The following is a 20,011-nucleotide window of genomic DNA, read 5'->3' on the forward strand; positions in this document are numbered from 1 at the left end:
CATGAGCCAAAATCTCCCATTATTAAACTGGAGTTGTGGTAGAAAATGACTAAAAAACTCGCTCTTTTGATCGGCAATGATAAATACAACGAGGGCAGCTTAGGTAATTTAGTTGCTCCGCAAGCGGATGTGGCGGCGTTGGCCGCTGTGTTGAAGGGTAAGGCGTACGGTTTTGAGGTCGAGACCCTGCACAACCCTGAACTGGCCGAGGCGCGTCAGAAGGTGTTTGATCTGTTTGATGAGCGTGACAAAGACGACACGGTGTTGCTCTATTTTTCGGGGCACGGTGTTTTGGGCAGCGGTCGTACTCGGCCACTTTATCTGGCACTGCAACAGACCGATTATGACCGTCCGGGTCGAGACTCTCTAAGTGCTTCGGACATCAAGCGCGAGATGGAAAACAGCTTCGCCCTACGACAGATCATTTTGCTCGATTGCTGCCACAGTGGGGCGTTTAGTGCGGCGGACAAAGGCGGTGAGGCACTGACGGAGGAGAGTTTCAGTGTCAGGGGTGTCGGCAAGGCGTTGTTGGCCTCTTCCACTCGTTTGCAAGCGTCGCAAGATGGCAGCAAAACCGGTTTGCAGCACTCCCTTTTTACTCATCATCTGGTTTCGGGTTTGAACGGTGAGGCGGCCAATGAGACTGGGGTGGTGAAATTGGAAAAACTGTATCGTTATGTGTACGAGAAGGTGATACAAGATCGCAGCGATATGATGCCGGTTATGTGGGTGGGTTTGGAGGGGAAGTTTAAGTTGGGGCGTTTTCAGCCAAAGGGAGTGTTGCCGGAGGCGGTGTTGGCAGGGTTGAAATCTGAGAGTCTCGATACTCGTCTGGCGACGGTCTATCGCTTGAAATCGTGTTTGTTGGGCAAGAATCCAGAGCAGGCGAAGTCGGCGTATTTTTTACTTTTGAAGCTGAAAAAGAGTGAGCCGCTGCATGAGGTTCATTTGGCGATTGATGATGTTTTACGCACTGCTAACCCGAAAGCAGCTTCATTGGTGAAACCAGCTATAAAAACTCCAGTTGGCGCTCCATTTTCAGAAGTAGTTAAACCATCGCTTTCCATTACCAAGATGTTGTCAAAGACGGTTGTAGTGGCGGTGCTTGGTGTGCTGATTGGGGTGTTTTTTATTGGTCAATTTTTAAGGTTTAAGGCTGGAGACGTGTTTCAAGATGATTTAAAGGATGGCAGCAAAGCGCCCAAAATGGTGGTGATCCCCGCTGGATCGTTTCAGATGGGCTGTGTCAGTAGTAAACGTTGTCGTAATAATGAAAAACCAGTGCATCAAGTCACCATTGCCAACAACGTTGCTCTGGGTCAAACAGAAGTAACCTTTGCGGATTACGATACATTTGCCAAAGCAACACAACGAGAATTGCCCAGTGATCGTGGTTGGGGGCGAGGCAATCGTCCGGTGATGAACGTCAGTTGGAACGATGCTCAGGCTTATGCCCAGTGGTTAAGTGAGCAGACAGGGGAGGCGTATCGTCTGCCGAGTGAAGCGGAGTGGGAGTACGCGGCCAGAGCGGGCAGCACAACGCCTTTCAATACGGGCGTTTGTCTCTCTACCGATGAAGCAAATTATAACGGTGATTACCTTTTGGACGGTTGTAAAAAGAGCGGTGTTCGTCGCGGGAAGACCGTTGTGGTTGGTGAGTTTAAAGCCAATGGGTTTGGTTTGTATGACCTGCACGGTAATGTTTGGGAGTGGACAGAAGACTGCTGGCATAAAACGTACAGTCAAGCTCCCAGTAACGGTGCAGCGTGGTTAGACGACGCGGGCGCAGAATGCGACCGGCGTGTGGTTCGCGGTGGCTCCTGGATCAGCAATGCGGAGAACGTGCGCTCGGCCAACCGTCTCGGGATACTACACCGTTGAAACGGTCAACATTATCGGCTTTCGTCTTGCCAGGGCGCTTTTTTGATCCTTTGACCTTTGTGCTTTGTCCCTTTGCGCTCTTGTCTTTTGTTTTGAATGCATTGAGGTTTCATCTTTAGGCAGAGGGCGGTGGGGGCAGACGCTTTTAGGTTCGGCGCGCAGCGCCGTCGGTCAAAAATGGGGAGGGGATTTGCTGTTTGCCTCCTCTGAATAACTGATGTTACGTACTGATTCAGAATTACGGCTTGTGCAGTAGGGGCGCACCTATGTGTGCGCCCTTTTAAGCTTATTTGATTGGATGGTCTTGTTTGCTGCGTAACGTCAGTGAATAACCGAGTAGGGACGAACCTTGTGTTCGCTCTTTGTTTGAAATACAGCGTTGGTTTGAAAGGGGAGTGAGATCATTGGCGCAATGCCCTGCGGTTATTGCGCCCTACGGTGGAGGCTTAGCGGAATTTCCAACGCAGGTGCAGTTGGCCGTTGCCCTCACTGGCTGAGAAATGCAGTTGAACGGTGTCGGAGTCCTGTTGCCCCAACAGAAAATCGTTCAAGGTTGCGCTGACAAAATGCCCCAACGCCATCCCCGCCAGCACATCGGAGGGGTAATGCTTCTGCCCCTCCACACGCGCCCACGCCACCCCGCCAGCCAAAGCCCAATTGAGGTCGCTTATCGTTTGGCGCTGCTTGGGGTTTAACGCGAAGGCCGCGAGATTGGCATTGGCCAAGGTGGCGTAACTGGCTGCGGTGGTGGCGTGGCCGGAGGGGTAACTGCGCTTGTCGCTGTCGTCGGGGCGGCGGCGCTGAAACAGATCTTTGAGATGTTCGCTGCTGCTGCCCGCCAGGCCACCGGCCAGCAACTGGGCGCTGATGCCTCGGCTTTTATTGGCTAACCACTGTGACGGGGTGTTGCCGCTGGGGGTGAGCAGCGCGGTGGCGATGGTTTCGGCCAGCAAAACAGAGCGCAGGTCGTCACTGTAACGACGCGCGTTGCTCTGCGAGCCAAAAATCGGATTCTGGCGGCTGGCCCAATCGGAGGTCTGCTGATCTAAATCGGATAAGTTAAAGACCAAGCTGCCCAGAGCAGGCAGCCACGTTTGCGTTTGATGCAGGCTTTTGTTGGCTGAATGCAGCAGCCGTTGTGGGCTGAGGTTGTGGTAGGCGTTGCTGCCCCAGTGGGTTTGTTGGCTGGCACAACCGCTGAGTGCGAGCAACAAAAGCAGGCTAAAAAAGGCATTCATGGGGGCTTCCTAAGGGTTGCTCTGCGTTAGGGGCGCATTTTACGCTACAATCCCCGCCATGGACTATCCTCACAAATTTGATGTCATTATTATTGGCGGCGGTCACGCCGGAACCGAAGCGGCTTTGGCGGCGGCGCGCAGCGGTGCGAAAACCCTCCTTTTGAGTCACAACATCGAAACCCTCGGCCAGATGAGCTGCAATCCCGCCATCGGCGGCATTGGCAAAGGTCACTTGGTTAAAGAGATCGACGCACTCGGTGGCTTGATGGCGCACGCCGCCGATGCAGCGGGGATTCATTTTCGTATCCTGAACCGCAGCAAGGGGCCGGCGGTGCGAGCCACGCGGGTGCAGGCGGATCGGCAACTGTACCGTGCGGCGGTGCGCGATGCCTTGGAGCATCAGCCCAACCTCTGGCTGTTTCAGCAGGCGGCAGAAGATCTGATCGTCGAAGGTGAGCGAGTGAGTGGCGTGGTGACGCAGATGGGGCTGCGCTTTTTAGCGCCCACGGTGGTGCTGACCGTCGGTACCTTTTTGGGCGGAAAAATTCACATCGGCCTGCAAAATCATCGCGGTGGACGTGCCGGTGATCCGCCTTCGATTGCCTTGGCGGATCGTCTGCGCGAGCTGCCGTTGCGAGTGGCACGGCTTAAAACCGGTACTCCCCCGCGCATTGATGCGCGCAGCATCGACTTTTCTGAGTTGGAAGTGCAGCCAGGAGACGATCCTCGGCCCGTGTTTTCTTTTATGGGCAGCTTGAGTGATCACCCTGCACAGCGTCATTGTCACATCACCCACACCAATCAACGTACCCATGACATTATCGCGCAGGGGCTGGATCGTTCGCCCATGTTCAGCGGTGAGATCGAGGGCATCGGGCCGCGTTATTGCCCTTCCATTGAGGATAAAATCACTCGTTTCGCGGGCAAAAATTCGCATCAAATTTTTATTGAGCCGGAAGGCCTAAAGAGCAACGAGGTCTACCCCAACGGCATTTCCACCAGTTTGCCCTTTGATGTGCAGTTGGCCTTGGTGCATTCGATCAAAGGCTTTGAACAGGCGCACATCACTCGTCCAGGTTACGCCATCGAGTACGACTATTTTGATCCACGAGATCTGAAACCGACCTTGGAAACCAAGGTGATCGGTGGGCTGTTTTTTGCCGGTCAGATCAACGGCACCACCGGTTACGAAGAGGCGGCAGCGCAAGGTCTGTTGGCGGGCTTGAACGCCGCTCGGCAGGTGCAGGGCAAAGAGATCTGGTATCCGCGCCGCGATCAAGCCTATTTGGGGGTGTTGGTGGACGACCTGATCACCCGTGGCACCAAAGAGCCGTACCGCATGTTCACCAGTCGGGCGGAATATCGCCTGCTGCTGCGCGAAGACAACGCCGATGCGCGTTTGACCGAGATGGGGCATCAATTGGGCTTGGTGGATGAAGCGCGCTGGCGGGCGTTTTGTGAAAAACGCACCGCAGTAGAGCAAGAGCAGCAGCGTCTGAAAACGCTGCTGGTGCGGGTCAATTCACCGCAAGCGGTGCAGGTGCAGGAGAAGTTTGCTACCCCGTTGAAAAAAGAGCAGCGGGTTTTGGAGCTGTTGCGCCGCCCCGAGGTGACGTATCACGGTTTGATGCAGATCGAGGGTTTGGGGCCGGCGTTGGCGCATCAGCAAGCGGCTGAGCAGGTGGAAATTCAGGTTAAATACGCCGGTTATTTAGCCCGTCAGCAGGATGAGATCGAGCGGCAGAAACGCCATGAAGAGAGCCGCTTGCCTGATGATTTGGATTACGCACAGGTGCGAGGGTTGTCGTCTGAGGCGTTGCAAAAACTGAGCGATCAGCGTCCGACCACGGTGGGTGAGGCTGGGCGCATTCCAGGGGTGACTCCGGCGACCATTTCGTTGTTATTGGTGCATTTGAAAAAACGCAGTTTGCAAAAACATGTCTGAGTTACAGACATTATTGGCCAAAGGGCTGGATGAGTTGGGTTTGTCGTTGAGTGAAGATCAGCAGCGAAATTTACTGGTCTACCGTGATCTGTTGGCGCGCTGGAACAAAACCTATAATCTGACTGCGATTCGAGACCCGAAAGAGCAGGTGGTGTTGCATCTGCTGGACAGTTTGGCGGTCTCGCCGCTGATTCCTGCGGGAACAACGTTGATTCTGGATGTGGGCAGCGGGGGTGGTTTGCCGGGAATTCCCTTGGCGCTAACGAACCCTGATATTTATTTTACCTTGCTGGACAGTAACGGTAAAAAGAGCCGTTTTTTGACCCATTTGTTGACCCAATTACCCCTTGCTAATGTCTCGGTGGTGCATTCGAGGGTGGAACAGTTTCAGCCTGGCGGGCTGTTTGATGTGGTGATTTCACGCGCCTTTTCTTCCTTGTCGCTGTTTTGGGAGTTGACTTCGCCACTGTGTAAAACAGAGGGCAAACTGTTGGCGATGAAGGGCAAATTATCACAGCAAGAGCTGGATTTACTGGATGATGGTTTGCTGATCTCCAATCAAGCACTTTGCATTCATGGGGTTGATGCCGAGCGTCATCTGGTTGTGATGAAACCCCACCTGAAAACAGACGAGCAGCGGTTATGAAACGAATTATTGCGATTGCCAATCAAAAAGGCGGCGTGGGTAAAACCACCACCTGTGTGAATTTGGCCGCAGCCTTGGCAATGTCTCATAAACGAGTGTTGGTGATTGATCTTGACCCACAGGGCAATGCCACAATGGGCTGTGGGGTGGATAAGTACAGTTTGCAGCGTTCGGCTTATGAGTTGTTGGTGGGCAAAGCCTGCGCGACAGACGCAATTGTGAGCACAGAGTTTGGCTTTGATTTGATTCCCAGTAACGCGGATTTAACGGCGGCTGAAGTGGAATTGATGAGCAAGTTGGCGCGTGAACGCTGTCTGTTAAAAGCGTTGCAGTCGGTACAGGATAATTACGATTACATCTTAATTGACTGCCCACCGTCGCTGAACTTATTGACCTTGAATGCCTTTGTGGCGGCTGATGGGGTCATTATCCCTATGCAGTGTGAATATTACGCTTTGGAAGGTTTGTCGGCGTTGGTTGAGACGATCAATGACGTGCGCAGCAGCGTTAATCCTTCACTGAAAATTGAGGGTCTGTTGCGCACCATGTTTGACAGCCGTAATAATTTGGGCAATGACGTTTCGGATCAGCTGTTAAAACATTTTGGTGATCAGGTTTATCGCACTGTGATTCCGCGTAACGTGCGTTTGGCGGAAGCACCGAGTCACGGTAGGCCGGTGATTCATTACGATAAAACCTCCCGTGGAGCTTTGGCTTATTTGGCTCTGGCGGGTGAGATGGTGCGTAAAGAGGTTTGTGTTTCTGGTGTGATGGGTTAGGTGTCGAAACTTTTTTATTTATGTCGGAAAATGTGATGGCAAAAAAACGCGGTTTAGGTCGAGGTCTTGATGCTCTGTTGGGCAGTCGTGAGCAGATTGTGAACGTCAGTGCAGAAGATCGTGCTCAGCATTTGAGTATGGTGCCGGTGGATCAGATTCAGCGGGGTGCGTATCAGCCACGAATTCATTTTGATTCAGAGGCATTGCAAGAGTTGGCAGATTCGATCTCTGCACAGGGGGTGGTGCAGCCGGTGGTGTTGCGTCAGGTGGCGCAGGGCTATGAATTAATCGCCGGTGAACGTCGTTGGCGAGCTGCGCAGTTGGCGGGTTTGCATGAGATCCCTGCGGTGATTCGAGATCTGGATGATCGGTCAGCGGCAGCGGTGGCCTTGATCGAAAACATTCAGCGCGAAGATCTAAATGCCTTGGAAGAGGCGCGTGCCTTTCAGCGTCTGATTGATGATTTTGCCTTGACTCATCAACAGGTGGCCGATGCGGTGGGGCGTTCACGGGCGGCGGTGAGTAATTTCTTGCGTCTGTTGGATCTCGGTGACGAGGTACAACATTATCTGGCCGCCGGTGAGCTGGAGATGGGTCATGCCCGTGCTTTGTTGGCTTTGAGTGGTGTCATTCAGGTCGCGGCAGCGCGCACGGTGATCAATAAAAATTTGACCGTGCGTGCTACGGAAGCGTTGGTAAAACAAAAATTGGAAGGTGCTGCTGAGGCAAAGCCGATTGCTGAGGACGAGTCGGCTGGCGATCCGAACATTCGCTCGCTTGAGCAGAGTTTGGGTGAGCGTATTGGGGTGCCAGTCAGGATCAAACATGGTCAAAATGGTAAGGGTAAGTTGTTGATTAGCTACAACAGCTTGGATGAGCTGGACGGCATTCTGGAACACATTCAATAACGGTTCGTGGCGTTTGTTGGGCGAGGGGTGGAAATTTTTCTGATTTGCTCTGTTTGCTTGAACAGGGGTAAGCAAAACCTATCTCAATATAGATTGACCCTATATACGAAAGCACTTATACTCTGCTCGCTCCTCAACTTCGTCTGTGTCAGAACTGTGAAAAAACCGGCAACAAAAATTGATTCTGACCAAGCGAAGCGAATTTTATTAGTTCAAGCCATTATGACGTTGGGCGTTGCTATCCTGTTGTTAGGATTAGGATTAAGCCCTGCATACTCAGCGCTAATTGGAGGAGCGACAGCAACGCTGGCAAACATGCTGTTTGCATGGTTGCTCTTTGCTCGTTATCATGCGCGTCAGCCGGGGAATTTGGTTGCTCGCTTTTATCTAGCAGAAGCAGTGAAATTACTTTTTATTGGGTTGTGTTTTGGTAGTGCCGTCGTTTGGGTCGAACCTCTCGATATGTTTGTGCTGCTGATTACATTTTTCATTATTCAAATTTTGCCTGTGATCTTTACTCGGTAGTTGAGTTGAGATCTGGGCCTTAAGTTTTCAGGATCGGAAATGTCTGCGGAAACCCTTACATCAGCTGACTATATTAGGCATCATCTGACGAACCTTACCTACGGTCAGTTTCCTGACGGTCACTGGGCGGTTGCTCAGAATTTGGAAGAAGTGAGTCAAATGGGCTTTATGGCCATCCACTTGGATACCATGTTCTTCTCACTTCTCACCGGTGGGATCTTTTTGTGGTTGTTCCGCAAAGCGGCTTTGAGTGCTTCTCAAGAGGCTCCAACGGGTGTGCAAAACTTCGTTGAGATGATCGTCGAGTTTATCAATACCAGTGTGCGCGGTTCGTTTACCGCTAAAAATGATCTGGTAGCGCCTTTGGCCATGACCATTTTTGTCTGGATTTTCTTGATGAATTTGTTGGATCTGGTGCCGATTGATTTTGTGCCGACACTGGCCTCTGCGCTGGGTGTGCATTATCTGAAGATTGTGCCAACCACCGATCCGAATGCGACCTTTGGGATGGCGTTGTCTGTTTTCTTCCTGACGATTTTTTACAGCATCAAGATCAAGGGCGCGAAAGGCTTCGCAGGTGAACTGACGTTGCACCCCTTTGGTAAATGGGCGATGCCCATCAACATCTTTTTAGAAGGTGTGACCTTGATTGCGAAACCCATTTCACTGGCGCTGCGGTTGTTTGGCAACATGTACGCCGGTGAGATGATCTTCATTTTGATTGCGATTATGTACAGCGCGGGCATGACCTTGGGTCTGTTTGGTGGTGTATTGCAGCTCGGCTGGGCAATCTTTCATATCTTGATCATCACTTTGCAGGCGTTCATCTTTATGACCCTGACCATTGTGTATATGGATATGGCGTACCAAGTTGAAGAACACTGATTTTTTTACTTTTCTGATTTAGACATAGAGTTAACGGAGACAAAAATGGAAAATGCACTGCTGTACATTGCTGGCGCACTGATGATGGGTTTGGGCGCATTGGGCGCTGCGGTTGGTATCGGTATCTTGGGTGGTCGTTTCTTGGAGGGGGCTGCGCGCCAACCAGAACTGATTCCTATGTTGCGTACCCAGTTCTTCATCGTTATGGGTCTGGTTGATGCGGTTCCTATGATTGCAGTGGGTATTGCGATGTACGTTCTGTTTGCGGTTGCCGGTTAACGGAGACTGACAGCCCCTTTGGGCTGTCATCTCGTATTAACGACGACTACGAGGAGACAGGATGAATATCAACTTAACACTTATCGGTCAGGCCATATCGTTCGCTCTGTTCGTATGGTTCTGCATGCAGTACGTTTGGCCTCCTTTAATGGAAGCGCTGGAAGCACGTACCAAAACCATCGCCGATGGTTTGGCAGCGGCGGAACGTGGTCTGCATGAAAAAGAGTTGGCGCAGAAAAAAGCGACCGAAACTTTGAAAGAAGCCAAAGAGCAAGCAGCGGGTATTCTTGCTCAGGCTCAGAAGCAGGCTAGCGAGATTGTCGAAGCATCAAAAAGCGATGCCCGTACTGAAGGTGAACGCCTGATTACGGCTGCACAATCTGAAATTGAACAAGAGCTGTCGCGTGCTAAAGAGCACCTTCGTCAACAGGTTGCTGGTATCGCCATTGCTGGCGCTGAGAAAATCCTCAAGAAGGAGATCAAAGCGGTGGATCATGGCAAGGTGCTGGATGACTTGATAGCACAAATCTGAGTAGGTGAGCCATGTCTGATATGACAACAGGGGCAAGACCCTACGCAAAAGCGGTATTTGAACTGACCAGTGATGAAAGTACGCGTGCGCTTTGGTCTGACGCATTGCAACTGCTGACGATGATCGTCAGTGACGATGCGATGAAAGTGGTGCTTGATGCACCGCATTACACCAAAGAGCAACGTGCTGAATTAGTTTTGAGTGTTGCAGAAGGCAAGTTAGAGGTTCAGGCACAAAGTCTGATTCGTCTGTTGGCCGAGAATGATCGGTTACAGCTGCTGCCAACCATCGCTCAACTGTTCGAAACCTATTGTGCTGAAGCGGACGGTGCGCAAGACGTTAGGGTTGTATCGGCGCGTAAATTGACCAAAAAGCAGGAGGTCGCCTTGGTTGCGTCTCTGGAAGGTCGCTTTGGCAACAAAGTCACCACGGTCTACGAAGTCGATGCGGCGCTATTGGGCGGCGCAGTAATTTATGCGGGAGATTTGGTTATTGATGGCTCGGTGAAAGGCAAAATGAGTAAGCTTGCCCGCACCGTGTTGCGCAAATAATTAAATCTAACAAGGGGAATGACGAATGCAACTCAACCCAGCTGAAATCAGTGAACTGATTAAGCAGCGTATTGAAAATTTTGATACGGTGGCTGAAGCTCGTACCGAAGGTACGATTGTCAGCTTGAACGACGGTATTGTGCGAGTTCATGGTCTTGCGGATGTCATGCAAGGCGAGATGATTGAATTTCCAGGTGACACCTACGGTCTGGCGCTCAACTTGGAGCGTGACTCCGTTGGTGCGGTGATCTTGGGCTCTTATACTCATCTGGCAGAAGGCGACATCGCACGGTGTACCGGTAAAATTTTGGAAGTGCCTGTTGGCGATGCGATGCTGGGTCGAGTGGTTAACGCTCTGGGTCAGCCCATCGACGGCAAAGGTGCTATTGAAGGCACGGAAATGTCACCGGTTGAAAAGGTGGCTCCTGGTGTCATCGAGCGTCAATCTGTTTCACAACCGCTGCAAACCGGTGTGAAGGCGATTGATGCCATGGTGCCTGTCGGTCGTGGTCAACGTGAGTTGATCATCGGTGATCGCCAGACCGGTAAAACGGCGGTGGCCATTGACGCCATCATCAACCAAAAAGGCAAAGGCATTAAGTGTGTCTACGTCGCGGTTGGTCAGAAGCAGTCTTCCATTGCTAACGTTGTGCGTAAGTTGGAAGAGCACGATGCGATGGCTCACACCATCGTTGTGGCGGCAGGTGCCTCTGAATCCGCAGCGATGCAGTTCATTGCTCCTTACGCAGGTTGTGCGATGGGTGAATACTTTCGTGATAAGGGCGAAGACGGTTTGATCGTGTATGACGATTTGACCAAACAAGCGTGGGCTTACCGTCAGGTTTCCCTGCTGTTGCGTCGTCCTCCTGGTCGTGAAGCGTATCCTGGTGATGTCTTCTATTTGCACTCCCGTTTGCTGGAACGTGCAGCACGAGTCAACGAAGCCTTTGTTGAAAAAGCCACGGGCGGTAAAGTGAAAGGCAAAACCGGTTCTTTGACCGCCTTGCCGATCATTGAAACCCAAGGCGGTGACGTTTCCGCGTTCGTACCCACCAATGTGATCTCCATCACCGATGGGCAGATCTTTTTGGAATCGGATCTGTTCAACGCCGGTATTCGTCCTGCAATTAATGCCGGTCTCTCTGTCTCCCGAGTGGGTGGTGCAGCGCAGACCAAGATCATTAAGAAGCTCGGTGGTGGTACTCGTTTGGCGCTGGCGCAATACCGCGAATTGGCGGCCTTTGCTCAGTTTGCCTCAGATCTTGATGAGCTGACCCGTAAACAGTTGGAACGCGGTAAACGTGTTACCGAACTGATGAAACAAAATCAATACTCACCATTGTCGGTGGCCGAGATGGCGATGTCGCTGTTTGCAGCCAACGAAGGTTACCTTGATGACGTTGATGCAACCAAAATCGTTGCTTTTGAAGCGGCGATGTTGGCTCACGCTAACTCCAATCATGCGGAGTTGATGGCGAGCATTAACGAAAAGGGTGATTTCAACAAAGAGATCGAAGCCGGAATGCGTAAAGCGCTGGATGATTTCAAAGCCAACGGTGTTTGGTAGAGGGAGCGGATCATGTCTGGCGCAAAAGAGATTCGCACTCAGATCAAGAGTATTCAAAACACTCAGAAGATCACTAAAGCCATGGAGATGGTGGCCGCGAGTAAGATGCGCAAAGCTCAGGAACGGATGCGGGCTTCTCGTCCTTACGCAAGTAAAATGCGTGATGTGATTGGGCATTTGGCCAACTCTCACCCTGAGTATCGTCACCCTTATCTTTCCGAGAGGAAAGAGGTGAAACGTGTTGGGTTTATTATTATCTCCTCGGATCGAGGTCTCTGCGGTGGTTTGAACATCAATGTGTTCAAACAGGCTGTACAAGAGATGAAAGTCTGGTCTGAGCAAGGGGCTGAAGTAGACCTGTGTACCATCGGTAAAAAAGCCGGTGTGTTTTTCAAACGTTTGGGTGGCGGCATCGTTGCTGAACTTTCTGATCTGGGTGACGCTCCGGCGTTGGATGCTCTGATTGGAACGGTTCAAGTGATGCTCACAGCGTACGATGAGGGGCGTATTGATCGTCTTTTCATTGTGCAGAACCAATTTGTTAATACCATGACCCAAAGTCCGGAAGTCATGCAGCTGTTGCCAGTTGTGGCCGAGGACGATGAACGCCTGAAACATCATTGGGACTACATCTACGAACCGGATGCCAAGCCTGTCTTGGACGGTTTGATGATGCGGTACGTTGAGTCTCAGGTGTATCAGGGTGTGGTTGAAAACGTCGCTTGTGAAATGGCAGCCCGGATGGTTGCGATGAAGAGTGCGACAGACAACGCTGGCGATATGATTGATGAGCTGAAGTTGATTTACAACAAAGCGCGTCAAGCATCCATTACCCAAGAGATCTCAGAGATTGTGAGTGGTGCGGCCGCAGTTTAGGGCGCTGTAACGAATTTAATATTCTAGAGGAACGAAGCGATGAGTTCTGGAACTATCGTAGAAATCATCGGCGCAGTAGTAGACGTGGAATTTCCACGTGACTCTGTGCCAAAAGTGTACGACGCATTAAAACTGGCCGATTCCGATCAGGCGCTGACTTTGGAAGTTCAAGGGCAGTTGGGTGACGGTGTGGTGCGAACGATTACCATGGGATCTTCCGATGGTCTTCGCCGTGGCATGGCCATTGTCAATACCGGTGAGCCGATCACGGTACCGGTAGGACAAAAAACCTTGGGACGCATTATGGATGTCCTGGGTAACCCGATTGATGAGGCGGGCGAGATTGGCGAAGAAATTCGGATGCCAATTCACCGTGCGGCTCCTCCTTATGAAGATCAAGCCACCACGACGGAAATCTTAGAGACCGGTATTAAAGTGGTCGATTTGGTTATGCCCATCGTGAAAGGCGGTAAAGTCGGTCTGTTCGGTGGTGCTGGTGTGGGTAAAACCGTCACCTTGATGGAGCTGATTCGTAACATCGCCATTGAGCACAGCGGTTTTTCCGTGTTTGCCGGTGTCGGTGAGCGTACGCGTGAAGGCAATGACTTCTACTACGAGATGAAAGAGTCCAACGTACTGGACAAAGTCTCGCTGGTTTACGGTCAAATGAACGAGCCTCCTGGTAACCGTCTGCGCGTGGCGCTCTCTGGTTTGACTATGGCAGAGTACTTCCGTGATGAAGGCCGTGATGTGTTGATGTTTGTGGATAACATTTATCGTTACACCTTGGCGGGTACCGAAGTGTCGGCACTGCTGGGTCGTATGCCTTCAGCGGTGGGCTATCAGCCGACCTTGGCGGAAGAGATGGGGGTTCTGCAAGAACGCATCACCTCCACCAAAACCGGTTCCATCACCTCATTCCAAGCGGTCTATGTACCTGCGGATGATTTGACCGATCCGTCTCCTGCCACCACCTTTGCGCATCTGGATGCGACCATGGTGTTGTCTCGTCAGATCGCTGAATTGGGTATCTATCCTGCGGTTGATCCGCTGGATTCTACCAGCCGGATTCTTGATCCATTGGTCATTGGCCAAGAGCATTACGACGTCGCTCGTGAAGTGCAAGGTACTTTGCAGCGTTACAAAGAGTTGAAAGACATCATTGCCATTTTGGGTATGGATGAGCTTTCCGAAGAAGATAAATTGGTTGTGGCACGCGCTCGTAAAGTGCAGCGTTTCTTATCTCAGCCCTTCTTCGTGGCGGAAGTCTTTACCGGTGCGTCTGGTAAATACGTTGCTCTGCAAGACACCATTCGTGGTTTTAAAGGCATTGTGGAAGGCGATTACGATCACTTGCCTGAGCAAGCGTTCTACATGGTTGGCAACATTGAAGAAGCCGTTGAGCGCGCCAAATCACTCTAAGTGAAGGAGGCCCGTTATGGCCGTAACGATGCAGGTTGATATAGTCAGTGCTGAGTCAGAGATTTTCTCTGGCACCGCAACGATGATGGTGGCACCTGCTGAGATGGGTGAGGTTGGTGTGGCAGCACGCCATGCACCGATGATCACTCGTCTGAAAGCAGGCGAAGTGCATGTAAAGAACGAAAATGACAACTCAGAGAACAGCTTTTTTGTCTCTGGTGGCATTTTAGAGGTTCAGCCGCATGTGGTGACCATTTTGGCTGATACGGCTTTGCGAGCCGATGATATTGATGAGGCTGCGGCTTTGGAGGCGAAACAACGCGCCGAAGAGCTGTTGGCAGCTCATCAAGGTGATCAAGACGGTGAGTTTGATTACAAAAAAGCGCAAGCTGAACTGTTGGAGTCTGTGGCACGTTTGCAGACGTTGAAAAAGATGAGAGAGCGTAAATAACGTTATCTTTATCGTATAAATGCCTTATTTTTTAAAGGGAACCTTCTAGGTTCCCTTTTTTTTTGGGTTGCCTAAGATGCTCTTTCTGTGTGAATCTTTAGCACGAAATTTAAATGTATTGCTGTTCAAGAGGCGTTGCATGTTTCTTGAATAGAGGAATAGGCGCAGGAGAGCGCTGCCATCTTTATATAAATTGTAGTGGAGAAATCATGGGACTGAGCATTGTTATTCTGGCTGCGGGTCAGGGTTCGAGAATGAAGTCGGATTTGCCTAAGGTGTTGCATCAGATTGCAGATAAAGCGCTGCTTGGGCATGTTTTGCAGACCTCAGAAACATTAAGCCCGAGTAAAACGTGTGTTGTTATCGGCCACGGTGCCGACAAGGTACGGCAGATGTTTGCCGACAGTGGTTTGGAGTGGGTTCAGCAAACAGAACAAAAAGGCACTGGTCATGCAGTACAACAGGCTCTGCCCTGTTTGAATGAGGAAGACACCGTGCTGATTTTGTACGGTGACGTGCCTTTGACACGCCAGCAGACTTTGCAAAATTTAATTGATGTGGTGGATAACAACACCGTCGGTTTGCTGACGGTGACGCTGGAGGATGCCACGGGTTACGGTCGCATTGTGCGGGATGCACAAGGAGAAGTGTCTGGTATTGTTGAACACAAAGATGCCACTGCCGAAGAGCATAAAATTTGCGAAGTGAACACCGGCATTTTGGCGATCAAAGCCAATCACTTGAAGAGCCTGTTGCAGTCGATCAATTGCGATAACGCTCAGGGTGAGTATTACCTGACGGATATTTTTGCTTTGGCGCGTCAGCAAGGTTTGGCCATCACCACCACATCACCAGCGGCGGAACATGAGGTGGTTGGGGTGAACAATCGTCGTCAATTGGCAGAATTAGAACGCATTCATCAGCTGGAAGTGGCGGGTGAGTTAATGGATCAAGGAGTTACCTTGCGTGATCCAGCCCGTCTGGATGTACGCGGTTCTCTGCAGGTGGGTCGCGATGTGGTGATCGACATCAACTGCCTGTTTGAGGGTGAAGTCTCTTTGGGTAAAGGGGTGCAGATTGGCGCTAATTGTGTGATTCGTAATGCCACGATTGGAGCGGGTACGGTGGTCAAAGAGAATTCGGTGATTGATCAATCGGAATTGGCTTCTGAGTGTGTCATTGGCCCCTTTGCTCGTCTGCGACCAGGCACCCAGCTGGCCACGGATGTGCATATCGGCAACTTTGTTGAGTTGAAAAACTCCATTGTCGCGCCGCACAGCAAAATCAATCATCTCAGTTACATCGGCGATTCCGATATTGGCAGTCGAGTCAATATTGGTGCGGGTACCATCACCTGTAACTACGATGGTGCCAATAAACACCGCACCGTGATCGGTGACGATGTGTTTGTCGGTTCCGATACTCAGTTGGTGGCTCCGGTGACCGTTGAGCGAGGTGTGACCATTGGTGCGGGTACTACGGTGACGGAAAACATTGAAGCAGGTAAGTTGGTTATCAGTCGTGTGAAACAGAAAGTGATTGGTGGGTGGCAACGTCCGCAAAAAGCACTTAAAAAGGGGAAGTAGAACATGTGTGGAATTGTTGGTGGTGTAGCGCAACGGGATGTCGTACCCATTTTAATCGAGGGTCTGAAACGTCTTGAATATCGAGGTTATGATTCGGCAGGTGTGGCAGTTCTCGGAGAGAGTGGCGATCTGTGCCGCATTCGTTCGGTAGGTAAAGTGGCCAGCTTGCAGGCGATGCTGGACAACGAACATGTGGGTGGCGGTCTTGGCATTGCTCATACTCGCTGGGCGACCCACGGGATGCCTGCTGAGCGTAACGCTCATCCGCACATGAGTGGTGAAAAAATCGCCATTGTGCATAACGGCATTATTGAAAATTACGCCGAGTTGCGTGAGAGTTTGACTGCGAAAGGCTATCGTTTTAGCTCTGAGACCGACACGGAAGTGATTGCTCATCTGCTCGGTGATATTTTGAAAAACGAAACGGACCTGGTCAAAGCGGTACAAACTGCCGTTAAAGAATTGGTCGGTGCTTACGGTTTGGCCGTGGTCAGCCCTGCTCACCCTGATCGCATGGTGGTGGCACGTTCGGGTAGCCCACTGGTAATTGGTTTGGGTTTGGGTGAGAACTTTATCGCTTCCGATGTGTTCGCCCTGTTGCCGGTGACACAGAAGTTTATGTTTTTGGAAGAGGGTGACATTGCTGAAATTCGCCGTGACAGCGTCACCATTGTGGATGTCGAGGGTGAGGTGGTGGAACGTGAGGTTCGTACCTCAGAAATCTCTGCATCTACTGCGGAAAAAGGCCCTTACAAACACTACATGCTGAAAGAGATCTACGAGCAACCGGCGGTGATTGCTGAGACCTTAGAGGGTCGGATTCACAAAGGTCGTCTGCTGGAAGAGAGCTTTGGCCATGAAGCGCGCACATTATTTGATAAAACCAAAAATGTGCACATCATCGCCTGTGGTACTTCGTACCATGCCGGTCTGGTGGCGCGTTATTGGTTGGAAGAGGTGGGTATTCCTTGTTCCGTTGAGGTGGCCAGCGAGTTCCGTTACCGCAAAGTCGTGGTGCCGAGTGATACGCTGTTTTTAACCATCTCTCAATCCGGTGAAACGGCAGATACTCTGGCCGCGTTGCGCAGCGCAGATGACATGGGTTACATCGGTTCGCTTTGTGTTTGCAACGTGCCGGAAAGTTCTTTGGTGCGTGAATCCGGTGTGGCGTTGATGACTCGTGCTGGCCCTGAGATCGGAGTGGCTTCTACCAAAGCTTTTACCACTCAATTGGTGGCTTTGCGTTTATTGACTTTGGCACTGGCGCGTCGTCACGGTTTGAGTGAAGCAGATGAAAAAGTTTTGGTCAACGAACTGCACGCGCTGCCGCGTCAGGTAGAAGTGGTGTTGAAACTCTCTGATGCGATTAAAGAGATGGCTAATGATTTCGCCGATAAAGAGAACGCGCTCTTTTTAGGCCGAGGGTGTTTCTATCCGGTGGCGATGGAGGGCGCTTTGAAGCTGAAAGAGATCTCTTATATTCACGCTGAAGCGTATCCAGCGGGTGAGCTAAAACATGGCCCACTGGCGTTGGTAGATGAGCACATTCCGGTGGTTTGTGCGCTGCCCGATGATCCGTTGTTGGAGAAAATCATCTCCAATCTGCAAGAAGTGCGCGCCCGAGGCGGCGAGCTGTTTTTGTTCAGTGATCATACGGTGAACATCGCTTTGGATAAGTTTAAGAACTTAACCTTAGATGATATTTTCCCGAGTACCGCACCGATTGTTTACAGTGTGCCACTGCAACTGCTGGCCTATCATGTGGCGATTTTGAAAGGCACCGATGTGGATCAGCCGCGTAATTTGGCGAAGTCTGTTACGGTGGAGTAGTAGTTTACATAGCATTATAAGGTTGCTTGGCTTTATGTTAGCTAGAGATTATAAGTCTGCTATCAAAGCGGTGACCTTGAATTTGTTGAGCTAAAACTGTAAGGTCACGGCTCGCTTTCAGATTATTACGTCTTTTAGATCCTATTGGTGCGCCCTAGGGTCTATTTTTCGTGTCTCCATAGAGATAGGTGTTTTTATAATGATTAATATGAAAAATATTATTAATGCTTTTAGGGTTACTCCCTTGAGAACAGTTCCTTCTGTACCCAAAAATCGTAGTAATCTGATTGCACGTCGTATAGTAGCTAAAGTTTCTGATGGTAATGTGAGTTTGCAGATGGGAAATTATGTGACACAAGATCAAATTTCTGAACGCAGAAAAAAGGTCTGTAGTTATACTTATGTCGGCTAATATTATCCTTTTTAAGGAACAGTTGGAAAATATTATTAGACTATTTGATGAGGCAGAAAACGAAGTAAAAAAAATTGAAGGCTTGAATGGTGAAATAGTTATTCCATCTCTTAATGAGCTGCGGTACGTCGGTTATCATCTAGTTCGTTCATTATGCGAAGAGAATGAATCTGAGATGTTAAAGCAAATAGAGAAGGCTGAGAATCATTGTAAAAGAGCAATATATGATGCAACGGAATCTGGATTGTTATATTTTTTAGAAAATATAATGGCTTTTAAGAGGGATTATTCCAATAATTCAGCGATCATGGATGTATTGCCTGATTATGCTAAGTATCTGGCTGAGGCGGATACAGCTAGAAAAAAGATTGCTCAGATAGCAAGTAATGGTATTAGGGATAGATCTAATTATTATAAAGAGTGTCATCCAATGTATTGCTCTTTAGAAAAAATCGATCATCAATTTGATATTGCTAGGCCAATTATTAGCAAATTAATAGACGATAAGAACTTAAAGTTTGCAAAAGATCAGCGTGACCATGAAATTCTTGTAAAAACTCTCGTTGTTGCTATAGCTACCTTGGTGGTGGCATGCATTGGGCTTCTGATTGCTTTAATGGTGTAAGCCGCATAGTGTAACGCCTTGTCATATAAATTCTGGCACTAAGCGAAATCCGCCACTAAAGCATCATGTTGATGAGTCTCCAGCTTCACTCGCTCAGAGTAGTTTTTATGTTGCAGATTCAATTCCAAGTTGCATAACCACCTAAGCTAAAATTGTATCTTTTGTTGGGGAAAAGAATGGGTCGCTGATGGCTTTTTCTATCTCTTTAAGTTATGCGTTAGTTGAATTCAAGGGCGATACAGGGAGAGCCAAAATGAATTTCGGTGTGGTGTTGGTAGGCGATGAACTGCTCAACGGTCGGCGCGTAGACCGTCATTTAGCCAAGGTGATTGAGCTGCTCTCTGAGCGTGGTTTGTCTCTCAGTTGGGTACGCATGGTGGGGGATCAGTTTGACAGTCTGCACGACTGCTTTGTCCAGACCTTGGCCACGGAGGATGTGGTGTTCAGTTTTGGTGGCATCGGTGCAACCCCCGATGACATTACCCGTCAATGCGCCGCTGCTGCGGCGGGGGTGGAGTTGCAACGTCACCCTGACGCGCAAGCGGAGATCGAGGCGCAGTTTGGCGAGGGTGCGTACCCCACTCGTATTTTGATGGCCGACGTTCCACAAGGCAGTCGCATTATTCCCAATCCGATCAATCGGGTTGCCGGTTTTAGTTTTGCGCGCCATCATTTTGTACCTGGTTTTCCGAATATGGCGTGGCCGATGATTGAGTGGGTGCTGGATCATGAATATGGTCACCTGTTTCATCAGCAAAAAACGTCACAGCGTATTTATCAACTTTCCGGAGCGTTTGAAAATCTGTTGGTGCCGCACATGGAGCGGTTGCTGAAACTCTTTCCTGCGGTGAGCCTCTCCAGCTTACCCAATACAGAGGATCGGCGGCAGATTGAGTTTTCACTCAAGGGGCCTCACACTGAAGTGGAGAAGGCAGGCGCGTGGATTGAGCCGATTTTTGATCAGTTGCAGATTCGCTGGCGCTTGCAAGCAGATCACCCCTGATAAACCTGATTCTGCTTGCGGGTAACTACCTAGAGCGGTTTTGTGAATCGCTACAGAGCGGCTATTAGGG

20 protein-coding genes are annotated in these 20,011 nt (G+C 50.3%); 19 read left to right on the forward strand and 1 reads right to left on the reverse strand.

The window, feature by feature from the left end; translation table 11 throughout:
- Nucleotides 1-45: 45 nt before the first annotated feature.
- Nucleotides 46-1,881, forward strand: a complete 1,836-nt coding sequence (locus Q9O24_05425) for an SUMF1/EgtB/PvdO family nonheme iron enzyme (protein ID MDQ7074589.1) — start codon at nucleotides 46-48, stop codon at nucleotides 1,879-1,881.
- A 446-nt stretch (nucleotides 1,882-2,327) separates the two neighbouring features.
- Here Q9O24_05425 and Q9O24_05430 read toward each other — a convergent pair whose 3' ends face one another.
- Nucleotides 2,328-3,119, reverse strand: a complete 792-nt coding sequence (locus tag Q9O24_05430) for a phosphatase PAP2 family protein (GenBank protein ID MDQ7074590.1) — start codon at nucleotides 3,117-3,119, stop codon at nucleotides 2,328-2,330.
- Nucleotides 3,120-3,177: 58 nt separating this feature from the next.
- Here Q9O24_05430 and mnmG point away from each other — a divergent pair, with 58 nt between their 5' ends.
- The 18 genes from mnmG to Q9O24_05520 all read left to right on the forward strand — a co-directional run bounded on the left by mnmG (nucleotide 3,178) and on the right by Q9O24_05520 (nucleotide 19,941).
- Nucleotides 3,178-5,064 carry a tRNA uridine-5-carboxymethylaminomethyl(34) synthesis enzyme MnmG gene (gene mnmG / locus Q9O24_05435; GenBank protein ID MDQ7074591.1) on the forward strand — a complete coding sequence of 629 codons (1,887 nt, stop codon included), beginning with the start codon at nucleotides 3,178-3,180 and terminating at the stop codon, nucleotides 5,062-5,064.
- Nucleotides 5,057-5,710 (forward strand): 16S rRNA (guanine(527)-N(7))-methyltransferase RsmG, encoded by a 654-nt coding sequence (gene rsmG, locus Q9O24_05440; protein MDQ7074592.1) that lies wholly within the window; start codon nucleotides 5,057-5,059, stop codon nucleotides 5,708-5,710. Before mnmG ends, rsmG begins: the two co-directional genes overlap by 8 nt.
- Nucleotides 5,707-6,489 carry a ParA family protein gene (locus tag Q9O24_05445; protein MDQ7074593.1) on the forward strand — a complete coding sequence of 261 codons (783 nt, stop codon included), beginning with the start codon at nucleotides 5,707-5,709 and terminating at the stop codon, nucleotides 6,487-6,489. Before rsmG ends, Q9O24_05445 begins: the two co-directional genes overlap by 4 nt.
- A gap of 35 nt (nucleotides 6,490-6,524) precedes the next feature.
- Nucleotides 6,525-7,397 (forward strand): ParB/RepB/Spo0J family partition protein, encoded by an 873-nt coding sequence (locus Q9O24_05450; protein MDQ7074594.1) that lies wholly within the window; start codon nucleotides 6,525-6,527, stop codon nucleotides 7,395-7,397.
- Nucleotides 7,398-7,553: 156 nt separating this feature from the next.
- Nucleotides 7,554-7,922, forward strand: a complete 369-nt coding sequence (locus Q9O24_05455; protein MDQ7074595.1) for an ATP synthase subunit I — start codon at nucleotides 7,554-7,556, stop codon at nucleotides 7,920-7,922.
- Between the two features lie 39 nt (nucleotides 7,923-7,961).
- Entirely contained in the window at nucleotides 7,962-8,807 is an 846-nt protein-coding gene (atpB, locus tag Q9O24_05460) for a F0F1 ATP synthase subunit A (GenBank protein ID MDQ7074596.1), read from the forward strand.
- Between the two features lie 45 nt (nucleotides 8,808-8,852).
- Nucleotides 8,853-9,086, forward strand: coding sequence for a F0F1 ATP synthase subunit C (gene atpE, locus Q9O24_05465; GenBank protein ID MDQ7074597.1), 234 nt, complete (start codon nucleotides 8,853-8,855; stop codon nucleotides 9,084-9,086).
- A gap of 61 nt (nucleotides 9,087-9,147) precedes the next feature.
- Nucleotides 9,148-9,618: a F0F1 ATP synthase subunit B gene (locus Q9O24_05470; GenBank protein MDQ7074598.1), complete on the forward strand. Its 471-nt coding sequence runs from the start codon at nucleotides 9,148-9,150 to the stop codon at nucleotides 9,616-9,618.
- Nucleotides 9,619-9,629: 11 nt separating this feature from the next.
- On the forward strand, nucleotides 9,630-10,169 hold the full coding sequence (locus Q9O24_05475; protein MDQ7074599.1) for a F0F1 ATP synthase subunit delta: 540 nt from the start codon (nucleotides 9,630-9,632) through the stop codon (nucleotides 10,167-10,169).
- A gap of 25 nt (nucleotides 10,170-10,194) precedes the next feature.
- Nucleotides 10,195-11,736 (forward strand): F0F1 ATP synthase subunit alpha, encoded by a 1,542-nt coding sequence (gene atpA / locus Q9O24_05480; protein MDQ7074600.1) that lies wholly within the window; start codon nucleotides 10,195-10,197, stop codon nucleotides 11,734-11,736.
- Between the two features lie 12 nt (nucleotides 11,737-11,748).
- Complete coding sequence (gene atpG, locus Q9O24_05485; protein ID MDQ7074601.1) at nucleotides 11,749-12,612, forward strand: F0F1 ATP synthase subunit gamma; 864 nt, start codon at nucleotides 11,749-11,751, stop codon at nucleotides 12,610-12,612.
- Nucleotides 12,613-12,651: 39 nt separating this feature from the next.
- Nucleotides 12,652-14,034, forward strand: coding sequence for a F0F1 ATP synthase subunit beta (gene atpD, locus Q9O24_05490; protein ID MDQ7074602.1), 1,383 nt, complete (start codon nucleotides 12,652-12,654; stop codon nucleotides 14,032-14,034).
- A gap of 16 nt (nucleotides 14,035-14,050) precedes the next feature.
- Nucleotides 14,051-14,485, forward strand: coding sequence for a F0F1 ATP synthase subunit epsilon (locus tag Q9O24_05495; GenBank protein ID MDQ7074603.1), 435 nt, complete (start codon nucleotides 14,051-14,053; stop codon nucleotides 14,483-14,485).
- Nucleotides 14,486-14,691: 206 nt separating this feature from the next.
- Nucleotides 14,692-16,071 carry a bifunctional UDP-N-acetylglucosamine diphosphorylase/glucosamine-1-phosphate N-acetyltransferase GlmU gene (gene glmU / locus Q9O24_05500; GenBank protein MDQ7074604.1) on the forward strand — a complete coding sequence of 460 codons (1,380 nt, stop codon included), beginning with the start codon at nucleotides 14,692-14,694 and terminating at the stop codon, nucleotides 16,069-16,071.
- Nucleotides 16,072-16,074: 3 nt separating this feature from the next.
- Nucleotides 16,075-17,901 (forward strand): glutamine--fructose-6-phosphate transaminase (isomerizing), encoded by a 1,827-nt coding sequence (gene glmS, locus Q9O24_05505; protein MDQ7074605.1) that lies wholly within the window; start codon nucleotides 16,075-16,077, stop codon nucleotides 17,899-17,901.
- Nucleotides 17,902-18,100: 199 nt separating this feature from the next.
- Nucleotides 18,101-18,313 (forward strand): hypothetical protein, encoded by a 213-nt coding sequence (locus Q9O24_05510; GenBank protein MDQ7074606.1) that lies wholly within the window; start codon nucleotides 18,101-18,103, stop codon nucleotides 18,311-18,313.
- Entirely contained in the window at nucleotides 18,303-18,938 is a 636-nt protein-coding gene (locus Q9O24_05515) for a hypothetical protein (GenBank protein MDQ7074607.1), read from the forward strand. Before Q9O24_05510 ends, Q9O24_05515 begins: the two co-directional genes overlap by 11 nt.
- Before the next feature lie 253 nt (nucleotides 18,939-19,191).
- On the forward strand, nucleotides 19,192-19,941 hold the full coding sequence (locus tag Q9O24_05520) for a molybdopterin-binding protein (GenBank protein MDQ7074608.1): 750 nt from the start codon (nucleotides 19,192-19,194) through the stop codon (nucleotides 19,939-19,941).
- Nucleotides 19,942-20,011 lie beyond the last annotated feature (70 nt).

The organism is Gammaproteobacteria bacterium (genome assembly GCA_030949385.1).
In the GTDB taxonomy this organism is placed as follows: Bacteria; Pseudomonadota; Gammaproteobacteria; order JAUZRS01; family JAUZRS01; genus JAUZRS01.